This window comes from Methanosarcina sp. UBA5 (genome assembly GCF_002505485.1).
GTDB lineage: Archaea > Halobacteriota > Methanosarcinia > Methanosarcinales > Methanosarcinaceae > Methanosarcina.
In genome coordinates, this window is the sequence record NZ_DAVG01000102.1 from 1 (window position 1) to 12,986 (window position 12,986).

10 protein-coding genes and 1 pseudogene are annotated in these 12,986 nt (G+C 37.1%); 7 read left to right on the forward strand and 4 right to left on the reverse strand.

Annotated elements, in window-relative coordinates; all coding sequences use genetic code 11:
* Positions 1-817 precede the first annotated feature (817 nt).
* The 5 genes from BP621_RS11705 to BP621_RS11725 all read left to right on the forward strand — a co-directional run bounded on the left by BP621_RS11705 (position 818) and on the right by BP621_RS11725 (position 6,723).
* Complete coding sequence (locus tag BP621_RS11705) at positions 818-4,654, forward strand: tetratricopeptide repeat protein (protein WP_292390127.1); 3,837 nt, start codon at positions 818-820, stop codon at positions 4,652-4,654.
* Positions 4,651-4,860, forward strand: coding sequence for a hypothetical protein (locus BP621_RS11710; RefSeq protein ID WP_292390129.1), 210 nt, complete (start codon positions 4,651-4,653; stop codon positions 4,858-4,860). The genes BP621_RS11705 and BP621_RS11710 overlap by 4 nt, the downstream gene beginning before the upstream one ends.
* Entirely contained in the window at positions 4,857-5,324 is a 468-nt protein-coding gene (locus BP621_RS11715) for a hypothetical protein (RefSeq protein WP_292390131.1), read from the forward strand. The genes BP621_RS11710 and BP621_RS11715 overlap by 4 nt, the downstream gene beginning before the upstream one ends.
* Positions 5,325-5,849: 525 nt before the next feature.
* Positions 5,850-6,176 carry a hypothetical protein gene (locus tag BP621_RS11720; RefSeq protein WP_292390132.1) on the forward strand — a complete coding sequence of 109 codons (327 nt, stop codon included), beginning with the start codon at positions 5,850-5,852 and terminating at the stop codon, positions 6,174-6,176.
* Between the two features lie 298 nt (positions 6,177-6,474).
* Positions 6,475-6,723 (forward strand): hypothetical protein, encoded by a 249-nt coding sequence (locus BP621_RS11725; protein ID WP_292390133.1) that lies wholly within the window; start codon positions 6,475-6,477, stop codon positions 6,721-6,723.
* Between the two features lie 294 nt (positions 6,724-7,017).
* Here BP621_RS11725 and BP621_RS11730 read toward each other — a convergent pair whose 3' ends face one another.
* Together BP621_RS11730 and BP621_RS11735 are read right to left on the reverse strand one after the other, a co-directional pair.
* Positions 7,018-7,359, reverse strand: coding sequence for a hypothetical protein (locus tag BP621_RS11730; RefSeq protein WP_292390134.1), 342 nt, complete (start codon positions 7,357-7,359; stop codon positions 7,018-7,020).
* A 220-nt stretch (positions 7,360-7,579) separates the two neighbouring features.
* Positions 7,580-8,659 (reverse strand): hypothetical protein, encoded by a 1,080-nt coding sequence (locus tag BP621_RS11735; protein ID WP_292390136.1) that lies wholly within the window; start codon positions 8,657-8,659, stop codon positions 7,580-7,582.
* A 614-nt stretch (positions 8,660-9,273) separates the two neighbouring features.
* On the opposite strand from BP621_RS11735, the gene BP621_RS11740 reads away from it, so the two are divergent.
* Positions 9,274-9,588 (forward strand): hypothetical protein, encoded by a 315-nt coding sequence (locus tag BP621_RS11740; RefSeq protein ID WP_292390139.1) that lies wholly within the window; start codon positions 9,274-9,276, stop codon positions 9,586-9,588.
* 37 nt (positions 9,589-9,625) lie between these two features.
* On the opposite strand, the gene dinB is transcribed toward BP621_RS11740, so the two are convergent.
* Both dinB and BP621_RS11750 read right to left on the reverse strand, forming a co-directional pair.
* Complete coding sequence (dinB, locus tag BP621_RS11745; protein ID WP_292390141.1) at positions 9,626-10,726, reverse strand: DNA polymerase IV; 1,101 nt, start codon at positions 10,724-10,726, stop codon at positions 9,626-9,628.
* 1,015 nt (positions 10,727-11,741) lie between these two features.
* The gene (locus BP621_RS11750; protein ID WP_292390143.1) at positions 11,742-12,446 is read right to left on the reverse strand and encodes an SOS response-associated peptidase; all 705 of its coding nucleotides are present in this window, start codon (positions 12,444-12,446) and stop codon (positions 11,742-11,744) included.
* A gap of 145 nt (positions 12,447-12,591) precedes the next feature.
* Here BP621_RS11750 and BP621_RS11755 point away from each other — a divergent pair.
* Positions 12,592-12,986 (forward strand): annotated as a pseudogene (locus tag BP621_RS11755) (DNA polymerase IV); the annotation flags it as partial.

The window sequence follows — 12,986 nt, forward strand, 5'->3', positions numbered from 1 at the left end:
AGTCATGGCTCTTAGAGGAGCTACCGAAGCTCAGGACAGCCTGGATGAAAGCTTGGAAAGTTGAAAGGCCCACAACCAACTAACGTCAATATCTTAAACGTTCAGGAGGCGGTTAGTAGTGCAAGGGAAGTACTCGCAAGCCGAATTACTGTCATTGCTGCCAGAGTCGAAGAAAATTGAAATTCTGAATGAGTTAACTGATGAGCAGGCTTACGCTCTTGAACATAATTGGCACTTTTGGGATAGGCCTGAGCATCTCCCTCCAAAAGAGTGCCTATAAGTGCTCTTTCTGAGCAGGGCAAGGTTCATCATTTCGGTACGTTCTCACAGCTTGAAGACCAGATGTGTTAATGGGTTCCAGGAGTCGAGAAGTCGCCAGATAGAATAGATGCTCTTGTTTGGGCAATTACCAAATTTACTGAAGGATCTATGCGGCCTGGATCTCTTGATCTCACAAAATTGATTTGTACTATGCCAAGAGGTTTGATAGTATAAATTGCAGAGCGTCAGCACTCTCTTTATTTTTATATCAATTCTTAAAGGCTATCCTTTATTTATTCTTAACACCCAATATTAAGTCTAAAGTTATAACGCATAGTTACAATAAAACCTATATATAAATAAAGGAAATGATGGAGTTTTCTATCTAATCTATAGATAAAAGTACAAAAATAAATTGATTTTACTTGAAAATGCATGTATCTAAAACAATAAATTCTGTTTTTTGTTTAATTTTCAACTCTGCTTTATTATTTTTATTGTTATATACACTTTAAATTTATTAATTGTGAACTCCAAATAATGATCGGTGATCTTTTTGGAATATTCTTCTCTCGATTTTCAGATTACCCGATCCCCCGAAGCATCTCCCTATATATATCGTGCCTCGATTCTGAAGGATGGGAATGTTGTAGCGAACAATGATTTTGAACTCAGGCAAGACCTGAAACTCTTTCAGATGCTAAAAAGTATAGAGAAAAAAGTTACAGAAAGCCTTGAAGAGCCAGAGAATCATAAAGAAAATGCAGAGTCACTGGAAGAAAAGGAGAGAGAAGAGCCACATATCGAATTTGGTAAAATGCTCTACAGCAGAGTATTTTCCGGTCAACTCGGCGAGTATTTCAACAAATCTGTAAAGGAAGTTCAGGAAAACGGTAATAGACTCAGGATTTCACTCAGGTTTGGAGAAGATGTTCCGGGAATTTCAGCGCTGCCCTGGGAATATCTTCATGACGATGAAGATTTTCTGGTTCGAAGAAGAAACATCCTGATTTCAAGGCTGCCAGCAGGCGTGAAGAAGAAAAAGCTTGAACCTCTTGATTCTGTACTCAGGATGCTAGTAATAATTTCCGGTCCGGATGACCCAAGAGTTTCATCTTTGAACACGGAAAAAGAACAGGAAATTATCCTTGAAGCCGTGGACAAACTTCATAAAGACCAGAAAATAAAAGTGGATTTTACTGAAGATGCAACCTTTGAAAACGTCGAAGGCTACCTGAATGAACAGGACTACCATATTATCCATTTCACAGGCCACGGAATCAGTATAGATGGCAAAGGTCACCTTGTTTTTGAAAACGAAGACCAGAAAGCAAGGCTTATTGACAACAAAACCCTTTCGGACCTTTTTTCAGAACGAGGCATCCGGCTTGTAGTTCTCAGTTCCTGCGAATCAGCCAAAGGCTCGAATAAAGAAGCTTTTGGGGATCTGGCCAGTATGCTCTCTAAAAAGGGAATTCCTGCTGTAGTAGCAATGCAATATTCTGTACTTGATGACGTCGCCATAAAGTTTGCGTACAATTTTTACAGAGCAATTGCAAGCGGAAAACCTGTTGACCTTGCTTTAAAAGAAGCCAGACTCGTGATGAAAAACTTAAAAAACGGTAATGGGCTTGACTTTGCAACTCCAGTACTTTATCTTTCAGACTGCAACTGCGTTAATGCAGGGAATTTAAAACCGGAACCTTCCGAATTCGTTTTTAAACCTATGATGCTGCCGGATTTGCAGGTCATGGAAAAAGGTTTTGTTGCCAGGAGAAAAGAACTCAGGTTGCTAGAAAGAGGTTTCAAGTCCGACGTAAAAAGGGCTGCAATTATTCACGGCTTTGGCGGGATTGGAAAAACCGTACTTGCAACTCGATTTGCGTTAAAAATGGGTTATTACTTTGAGGGCACTCTGGGGATCAAATTTACTCCCACAACCAGGCCGGAAGATATCCTGAACAAATTCAACAGTTTTTTGCTGATGAAAGGAAGGCCGGAACTGAACCAGATCCTTAACCAGCAGGTTCCTCTTGAAGTTAAAACTGCTTTACTGGTAAACATACTAAACCAGATAAGGTTCCTGGTCATTTTCGATAACTTTGAAGATTGTCTGAATGAAGAAAGAAACGACATAGAAAACCTTGAACTTAAAGCGTTTATCCAGCATCTGCTTAACAACACAACCAGAAACACAAAATTCCTCATCACAACTCGTTATGATTTCGATCCTCTTGATGGCAGGCTTACTTCCGGAATCGAACACATTTCTCTTCCTGAACTCCATTTCCCTCAGACAAACTGGCTCATGAACAATTTTACGGAGCTAGAAGATCTGGGAATTCAGAAGAAAAAGGAAATATATGGTGTTATTGGCGGCCACCCCTGGACAATAGGCCAGTTTGCAAAACATGCCGCTGTTCAGGGAGTAGATGATTTACTGCTGGATTTGGCGCCCCTGAAAAAAGAGCTTATCGAGTTCACCTTGCTGGATAAATCTTTTTCCAAACTAGATCAAGAAGCAAAAAAACTGCTTCTCTACACCTCAATCTACGAAGAAGCAGTTCCTGTTGAAGCATTGTCATGGATTATCGGCGATGAGAAAGATGAAAGTCCTGCTGTCGGAGAACCTCTGCAAAAACTCCTCCAATGGGGTCTCATTTCAAAAGAGCAGGAGTACGACACGAATGTTTATTCAGAGCACACAATTGTAAAAGATTTTGCACGGAAAAAACTGGAAAAAGACAGACTGGACAAAAAAGAGCTTCTTATCAGGGCTGCCGAATACTATGAGAATCTGTTTTCTCAATCTCGAAATATCTGGGATTATCTAAAAGCACACGACTATTACTTCCAGGCAGAAGACTGGGAAAGCGCAAGCGAAATTGTAGAAAGTACTGTAACTCATCTGATCCGCTGGGGGCATATTAAGCTTGCAATGAACATGTTGGACGAGTCTATCAATACCACATTAGGAATTACAAGGTTAGATTTCCAGGGCACTCTGGCAAATATTGTCTATGACCTTGGAGATCTGAATTCAGCTTTAAAAATATATAATAACATTAAATCTGAATATGAAGAAATGGGGGATAAAAACGGAATTGCAGCAACACTGCACCAGCTTGGAATGATTGATCAGGATCAGGGCAACTACGAAGAAGCAGTGAATCTATATAATCAGTCTATGGAAATAAAAAAAGAACTTGGAGACAAAAAAGGAATTGCATATACACTAGGCCAGCTTGGAATTGTTTATCAGGATAAGGGCAACTACGAAGAAGCAGTCAAAAATTATAATCAGTCCCTGAAAATTACAGAAGAGTTGGGGGACAAAAATGGAATTGCACGCTCTTTGGGCCAGCTTGGAATGGTTCATCAGGATCAGGGCAACTACAAAGAAGCAGTGAAAAAGTATAGCCAGACCCTGAAGATTTTTCAAGAATTAGGAGATAAAAGTGGAATTGCACAATCATTGCACCAGCTTGGAATTGTTTATCAGGACCAAGGCAACTACGAAGAAGCAGTCAAAAATTATAATCAGTCACTGAAAATAAAAGAAGAGCTCGGAGACAAAAAAGGGATTGCATATACACTAGGCCAGCTTGGAGATGTTCATTATCTTCAGAGCAACTACGAAGAAGCTGTGAAACTTTATAACCAGTCAATAAAAATGAAAGAAGAGCTCGGAGATAAAAGCGGAATTGCAGCAACACTGCACAACCTTGGAGTTATCTATCAGGGCCAGGGCAACTACGAGGAAGCAGTCAAAAAGTATAACCAGTCCCTGAAAATAAAAGAAGAGCTCGGAGACAAAAAAGGAATTGCATATACACTAGGCCAGCTTGGAATCATTCATCAGCAGCAGAGTAACTACGAAGAAGCTGTGAAACTTTATAACCAGTCCCTAAAAATGAAAGAAGAGCTCGGAGATAAAAGCGGAATTGCAGCAACACTGCATAATCTTGGAATTGTTTATCAGGATAAGGGCAACTACGAGGAAGCAGTCAAAAATTATAATCAGTCCCTGAAAATAAAAGAAGAGCTTGGAGATAAAAAAGGAATTGCAGGAGTAATACATCAGCTTGGAATGGTTCATCAGGATCATGGCAACTACAAAGAAGCCATGAAAAATTATAATCAGGCCATTAGAATTTTTGAGGATCTGGGGGAAAAAAGCGGAATTGTAGCAACATTGTACCAGATAGGAAGAATAGATGAAGAAAAGGGAGAATGTAGTAGTGCTCTCAGGAATTATTTAATTTCTTTGTCAATCTCTAGACAATTGAATTCGCCGAACAAGGAGATTGTCGCAAGATCACTTTTAAGACTGCGATATAAAATGGGAGAAAAAGAGTTTGATGCTGAATTTAAAAGGCTGGTGAATGAATGACTTCTGAACTCATCAAATGTCCTCACTGTGGGTACAAATATTACACCGATGTAGAAAAAATTGTTGAAAATGGAGATACTGTTGCAATACGCTTTGGTTTATCTGATGTTAAAAAAGTATTCAACCGAAAAACTTCCAAAAGTCTGTGTATAGATCTTACCTGCCCCAATTGCAAAAAAGAATTTGAATGGGAAGTAAAGGTATGACTGAAGAGGAAGTTGAAAGCGGGGCTGCTGAAGAAGATATTCCTTCCTTTTCCGCTGAACTTAATCCTTTTTGGAAAAAGAATGCTGAAAAGCTTGTAGGGGAATCGATTTCGGCTGTAGAAGATACGGCAAAACAGTTTGTTGTCGTCACAGGGCTGCTTCAAGGGATTTATTTTCACGCTATTGCATTTTCAGATATGAAGGGAGCAGCAGGATATTCGGTTTTGATATATCTGGCTCCACTTGTTTTGTGGTTCCTGAGCTTGATTTTTGCGGTAATAGTGCTCTCCAGGAAAAGGTATGAGATTAATATAAACTCGACCAGAGACTCGAAGGAAAAATTCGAGGAAATGGTGAAAATTAAGTACAGATATATCCGGATTTCGGGGTTTTTCCTGATTCTTAGTTTTGTAGCTCTTGCTGTTGCTGTTTTGCATTACTTGGGTATTGTTCCTACCTATTGAGACAGTATTTCCGATATCAAGAGGCGATTGTCACACCCAACTTACCTGTCTTACCTAATTGCAAGAGGTAAATGTAAAGAATAATTTTAATTTCTATTTTGAAAACTTAATTTATTATTTTAAGCCACTATTTTTGAAAATTAAATTACTCTACAAGTACCTTAAAAATAGATATGACAGCTATGACAGGTAAAACAAAAGACTCTTCTTGTCGTTTTTCTAGTCTTACCTTTTGCATGTGATATAAGACAAGTAAGACAAGTCTATTGATGCTGAATATAGCACAAGAGATGATATATTATTTTACAGATTTATTTTAATTACTAGGTTTATTTTCTCTGCTTGCGTTTATCTTGTCACACCATACATTAACCAGAGATATGACAAGTAAAACGATACACGAACGAAGTATCTATGTATACACGTAAATTACAAAATATCCCTTTAAAAATCTATATATATTATAGAAAATATATACTACTATAAACATGACGGATAAGCGACAATAACTTATAAAGGGATTCAATGAAAACCGGTAACAACAATGCCATAAGCTCTTCAAACCTGCTTACACGTGATTCACTATTAAAGGCTAACTCAGAATTAATCGGACACCTGCAAAATAGGCTTAGAGCCAAACGTTTCAGACCACAAGAAGGCGACGGTATAAAGCTTGCATACATGCGGGTTTTTATTCAAGCACTTCAGGTTCAAAACTCAATACTAAAAGACTCAGAACTTGAAGAACTTCAGCGCAGACTTGAAGCTCTGGAAAACATGCAGGCAGGGAGTCACGGAGGGGAGCAGTTTCATAATGTACATATCGGAGAACAATCCGAATACGTGGAATAACCAGAAGTTATAAGTTTGGTACCAACTGCATCTATAAAAAATAGGCTTGAAGCTCTTAAGCAGAGCCTTTAGAGTACAAAGATAAATATTTTTCTTAGAGATGGGGGCTTGATAGGAATCTCATAAGTATGGAGGAGGCTGTTAAAGCTTTGAAGCAGGCTTTATCCTTGTGACTATCTCTCTTTAAGTATTCAAAAGGAAACTTAACTTTCAGCTTCTGATATCTAAAATTATGGATGAATCGTTGATTTTGAAAGCGAAATCATTGAGAGATTAAGGAGTATTGAAGAGGTGGAGAATGAAAGGGAAGATTGAAAAAAGATTAGATGCACTAGAAAAGATATTAAATCCTAATCCCTCCATATGTGGCGAAGTTATTATTTATGACGCGGAAGAAGGGGTTCCTGAAGACATTCTACGAGATGATAGTGTATCAGTTCGTATATTTATTCCTGATAATCATCGTTCCCCTGAATATGAGCTCATTTATAAGGAAGAACTTAAGCAAAAAGTAGAACGAGCCAGGATCAGAAGAACGAAATATTAAAAAGTACGTATTTGGCGAAGAATATTCTAAATCTTGGTAGAAAAATAAGTGACTTTGTTCTTAAAATACGAACATTCTATGACAAAAAGTTAGGATATTAAAGTATACCGCAAAATTAGACTTTTAGATTATTTGCTGCATAACAAAGTTTTACTTCTACTATATGATTTTTGCAACAGAACCATTTCACCTACAAAGTGTTTCCATTTAAAGGAATTAGATAACATATTACTATTTTTATTTCCTTTTTATTTCATTATATCCTTAGCAGATATTTTTTGCAATGGAACCGCCTTATCTAGTACCTTTTATAACTTTATAACATTGAGGGCATCTGAAATCCTCACCTATCATTATCTGATTTGTTCTTAACTCTATATGACAGTATGGACACCTATAATGCTTAACATTAGCACCAAAAGGTAATGACTTTCCGTTGTACTCTTTAAATAGTAATCCTAATGCAGTTAGGAATCCAATAAAAGCAAGATATATGCCTGTGAATCCCAGGATCGCATTTACTGAGGCCTTATCAAGCAATTTACTAGATGCAATATATAACAGTATTACTCCAATTGGTAAACCAAAACATACTCTCTTCGCATTCTTCTTTTCTTTATCAGCAAATGTAGTCATTTGTTTTAGTCTCCTTTATTTTAATCAAAATCGGGTTCCGTTGCGAAGAATTCCTTATCGCACTTTGAGGCTATAATTAGTGACTTTATATCTTATTTTTTGGCTGATATAATTGGTTAATTTCCCTAATTGTGAAAGTTTTCAGTGATTTTGTAACAAAGCCAGACTTTTTGCAACGGAACCGAGTTACCTACTCAAAACAGCAAAGAGCCTATTTTGCTCAATCAAGGTAATCTATTGATTGAACTGGCATTTCAGACTGTATCCCAGTTCCATTAGACATACGTGCTTTCCAGACTTCACCAACTTTCGGCTCATTTTCAAATACCGCAATATCTCCAAAGCTCGTATCAATGTACACTCTACCTCTATCAGTCGTATCAAAGTAATTTCCATAACTGATGTAATCCGTCTCTGGTGTGGTAAGCATACCAGTTGAATGACCGTATATATCAATTTCTGGTTCAGGCATCCCAGTCTCACTACTTTCTAAGTATACTATACCACAACTTATGCCCGCAGCTTCTGCTGCATTATGTAATTCTTCCGCAAAGATATAGAGCGATGTAGGATAAGGATTGCCTTGTTCATCGTATTGTACCTTACTTTTTGCGATGTTTGTAGTATTGCTTGATTGTATAAAGTTAATCACATTATCATATGTTGTGTTCGTTGCGCTCATGTTGTCATACAAAGTAGCTTGATTAACAAGCTTTGTCAAATACAAATTCATCGAATCGCTAATTTTCATATTAACTACTAAGCTTTTATTTATTATATCTGTCTCGTTTGCTGTTTCATTAAAGTATTCAAAACCAGAGCTAACTGAAACTGGCAGTATGCGACTATGTAATGTTTCTGGATTAGTAATGTCTCTTTTATCAAAAGTATGATTAAAGCTATATGTCCAAGATTCTCCAGGTTCAATTATAAAAGGGTGATAACTATTTGTAGATCCAGTTTTCACGAAAGAATCATCACTAACTAAAAAATCATTATTCATAAAATAATCGCGATCAAGATTATCAAGACTAACATTATCTATAACAGAAATATTACCAAACCTGATCTCACTTGGAGGCTCATAAATATTATCAGTCGATAAACAAGATAAATTTACATTGCCTGTATTATTGATAACATATGTATAAGTTATAACATCACCATAATGTTCTATCTCATTATTAGGACTTCCTTGTACTTTATAACTCAACGAAACAGTAATATTTGGATTAGCAATCTCTTTCTTGGCGCATCCTGATACAAATATAGCAGTTAAAATGCTGAGTAAAATTATCACATAATATATTCGTTTCAGTTTATCTACCTCCAGACTATTTTTCCCAAAAAACGAAATGTGGAACTTATTATTTAACTGAGTTATTTATAAAAACAAGTACATAAACACTATGATTTAACTTCTACTTCAAACAGTAGACCATTGAAAGTATTTGACTTTCTGTTAAACAAATGATCTAACCTATTGTTAATAAATTTAGTTTGCAAATAAGGTATCGTATGGAACAAATGATAAGCGAGAAGATTCTGTTGCAAAAAATATATGGCAGAAGTAAACTCTGTCATGTAGCAAATAATCTAAAACTCTAGTTTTGCATTGTACTTCAATATCCTAACTTTTTGACAAACAACGTTCGTATTTTTGGAGAAAATAACTCATTATTCTATCGATATTTAGAATATTCTTCGCTAAATACGAACCTTTTAATATTCTGTTCGTGTGCTATTTCTCATGGATAATGGACTTGTAACCTCTGATGGAACAAAGGTTCTCACAGTAGCATAATATGATTGATTTGTTAATTTCATTCCAATGAAGTTCAAGCCTATTTTTGAAATAAATACAATTACAGGCCTTCGGTACGTGGAGCTTCAAAGTCTACACGATCATGAAAAATGGTACTATACAGAAAGAAATCAGATTATCTCCTTCCTAAAGAGGCACAGAAGAAAGTAAAACAAAAGCTTGTAAAGAGGACAATTGATAGGTTACCAGCTACATTTCCCTATCTATTCAAGGCTTTACTAGAGGGCAAGAGACCACCAGCACGTAATACTTGGTTTGAGGACCTTGAAAGATGGAGCTACAAAGCCGGTATTACTCCAAAGGTCAATCCAAAGACTCCCAGGAAAAAATTGAAGTTTGGTGCGAGAGGTGCGATTCGAACGCACGAACTCTACGAGAACAGGCACTCAACCTATCGCCTTTGATTGACTAAGCAACTTTCAAGAACCGTACAACATATACTTATTTAAAATCCGTAATGAGCGTTTGTCGCTCATCTTGTTTCTTTATATTTGAGATACTTACGCCCACAAGTCTCAATTTTTTGTCATGAAACTCATTTATAAGTTCCTTTGCTAAACTTTTTATGATCTCAACATCCTGTGTCCATGTCTGGATTGTCTTTGCTCGTGTATAAGTGCTGAAATTGTTTAAACGAACAAGTACACTTACGGTTCGAAACAGATAGTGATTTTTCTTCAGATTGTTGTATACAGCATCAGCAAGCATATTTAACGTATACTCTATTTTTTCAGGATCGTCTGTGTCTTCATCAAAAGTTATGTGTTTGCTTATGGACTTTACACCTTCCCTTTCCTGAACTTCCCCATAATCAATCCCATTAGCTCTTTGCTTCATTATGAAGCCCATTCTTCCAAACCTTTCCGTAAGCAACTGCACATCTACATTTGCAAGCTCTTCAACTTTTGTAATCCCTATTACTTTTAGGACTTCTGTTGTCTTTTCCCCGACACCTGGGATTTTTGAGACAGGCATCGGGTATAGAAAGTCTTTCACATCCTCTGGTTTAACGACTGTAAGTCCGTCAGGTTTCTGATATCCAGATGCAATCTTTGCAATGAGTTTGTTCGAACCAATACCGACAGAGCAGGTAATTCCTTCATTTTTTTTAATTTCATCCTTAATCCTGAGAGCACAAACAACAGCATCGTCAAAATTGTGAACACTAACTGGAACAAGGTAGGCTTCGTCCACGCTGACTTGTTCAAATTGCTCAGCATATCCTTTTAGGGTCTCCATCACTCTGCTAGATACCTCTTTGTAGAGATCCATCCGTACAGGTAAAAAAACGCAATCAGGACACAATTTGCTGGCCTTGGCTACTGGCATTGCTGAATGCACCCCAAATTTCCTTGCCTCGTAAGAGCACGTACTGACAGCTCCTCGTCTAAGTTCTGGATTATACTTCATAACAACACACACAGGCTTGCCTTTCAGTGCGGGTTGTTCTCTTACTTCAACTGAAGCATAAAATGAATCCATGTCTACGTGCATGACAATTCTTGTCTCGTGATTATCTTGTTCAGGATTCGAGGCAGACATCAGTGAAAGATGAATAAGCAGATAAAAAAGACTTGTGAATATCGTGAAAGTAATTTACTTGCAAAACTTAAACCAATAATACAGAAAATAATAATGATATCCAGGCAATAATATGTAACATCCTGATAGTTTAAGTATAATGGTTATATCCCTTTAGTTATCTTAGCCCTTATAGTATATATCTGCTCTTTAGATAGTAATCCTTCGATCTCAAATAGATGCTCATCAAGTTTCTGTGCAGCTTACTTTTCCCAATGCCTGCAATTCCGTAGTAAAATAATACGTTGTATTCTCGGTTCCCTAAACTCTGGATATTCTCTCGGAAGGTCTGGATGCAGGCCTCTCTATCAACAAATTTGTAGGACCAATTGCCATTTGCAAATCTCCACAAGGCAGTTTTTGGATTTACTATCCTCTCAACTGCTTACAATCGTTGAGTTTATTTTATATTATCCTGCCGAAATCTGCTCAAGTACTTTGATCTTTTTGAGAAAACCTACCTTTGTTCCCGTTTATGGATCTTGCGTTTCTAAGCTTGCTGGGGCTTGGCCAGTAAAAAGTGCTGCCTTCATGGGAAGGTATTAACCTATTTAGAGGCGATTTAAGACACTTTTAGGATGAGTTTAATGTAAATCCTTAGAAGACTTCTAAAAACTCAACGTAGAGGCTGAGAATATACCAATTGTCCTGGTGTCCCCCCTCCACTTATCCCTAAACCTTTAACTAATTTTAAAATACGTTCTCTAACTAAGCGAAAAATATAATATTCAGGGAGAAAGTGAGAAATTCTGGCTACTACATGTTCTCTAAAGCGTAGGTCAGTATAAAAGAATTTTAAAAATAGTAATATTGATTAGAACTATTAAATATTTTATAGTTTCCTTAGGACTCCGGAGGACTCAGCTTTGAGGCTCTATGTCACTCCTTCATGTCCTTTTTCAGCGCTCCTCCAGAGCTACACTGAATTCTCGTAATATCTTATACATAATACCTGTACTTCATTTCTGTTTAGTGCTTAAAACAAGGTTCGTTGTTTGTTGGTTTTAAGTGGCTCAATAACTTCTAAAGAGTCGTTTATCGGATTTCTCGCTTTAGCTCCAACTTCCCATTCTTCCAATTTGTCATCAGGTAAGGGCTTCAATAATGGGAGAAGCCGCCTCGCTTCATCAATATCAGGATTCAACCATATTTCTTCTTCCTCTTTTTCTAATATAACAGGCATCCTATCATGATATTTGCCAACAATTGTATTAGGTACTGTAGTAATGATCGAGTAGCTGCGTATTTCTTTTCCGTTGCTTTTATTTTTCCAAACGTCATACAGTCCAGCAAAGGAAAAAATTGAGTTGTCTTTCATCTTGAAGTAGTGCCAGGGGAAGGGTTGTTTTACAAAATTAATCTTATCTGGTTCGTAGAATCCAGTAGCAGGTACAAGACAACGTTTCTTGACAAAAGAATGACGGAATGTAGGTAGCGTATCAACTGTTTCAGCTTTAGCGTTTATTGTTTTATATTTATATTGCTCATCAGCGGCAAAGTGAGGTAGTAATCCCCAAACCATTAACTCAATTTCTTTATTTCCTTGATTTACGATCACAGGATTTGATTGTCCTGGTCTGATGTTCCACCTTGGTTTGAAATTATCTAAAGCATTTACAATATCAAATCTATCAATGAGATTCTGTATGTTTCGTACTGAAAGTCCATACGCTCCACACATGGCACTAACCTCTTTCTACATAATAAGTGCTTATGTAAGATATATTTTTAAGTCAGTCTTTTAGTGGAATATTAAGTCTATGAAATTAATACTTTCACATAGCTTCCTCAAGCCTTTTAATATTTTTTCATCTAATATTGCCTTGATGCTCGCTCCCACTCAACCTACAAACAGTACCGAAAGGCAGATTGTTCTCCATGTAGACATGGATTCGTTTTTTGCATCAGTTGAAGTTAGAGAGCATCCTGAACTTAAAGGTCTACCAGTTGTAGTTGGTTCAGATCCGAATGGAGGAAAAGGTAGGGGAGTCGTTAGCACTTGTTCATATGAGGCAAGGAAATACGGGATACACTCGGCAATGCCAATCTCGCAGGCTTATAAACTTTGTCCAGATGCTGCCTTTGTGCCTGTGAACATGAAACTCTATGCACAGGTCTCAGCGAACATAATGGAGATAATGAGAGGGTTTGCTGAGAAATTCCAGCAGTTTAGCGTGGATGAAGCTTTTCTAGTGCCGGTTGCTGTCAGTAATTTTGAAGA

Excerpts from the sequence above, each read along its gene's own strand:
- BP621_RS11710 (WP_292390129.1), top strand. The coding sequence starts at position 4,651 with ATGACTTCTGAACTCATCAAATGTCCTCACTGTGGGTACAAATATTAC.
- BP621_RS11715 (WP_292390131.1), top strand. The coding sequence starts at position 4,857 with ATGACTGAAGAGGAAGTTGAAAGCGGGGCTGCTGAAGAAGATATTCCT.
- BP621_RS11720 (WP_292390132.1), top strand. The coding sequence starts at position 5,850 with ATGAAAACCGGTAACAACAATGCCATAAGCTCTTCAAACCTGCTTACA.
- BP621_RS11725 (WP_292390133.1), top strand. The coding sequence starts at position 6,475 with ATGAAAGGGAAGATTGAAAAAAGATTAGATGCACTAGAAAAGATATTA.
- BP621_RS11730 (WP_292390134.1), bottom strand. The coding sequence starts at position 7,359 with ATGACTACATTTGCTGATAAAGAAAAGAAGAATGCGAAGAGAGTATGT.
- BP621_RS11740 (WP_292390139.1), top strand. The coding sequence starts at position 9,274 with ATGGTACTATACAGAAAGAAATCAGATTATCTCCTTCCTAAAGAGGCA.
- dinB (WP_292390141.1), bottom strand. The coding sequence starts at position 10,726 with ATGTCTGCCTCGAATCCTGAACAAGATAATCACGAGACAAGAATTGTC.
- BP621_RS11750 (WP_292390143.1), bottom strand. The coding sequence starts at position 12,446 with ATGTGTGGAGCGTATGGACTTTCAGTACGAAACATACAGAATCTCATT.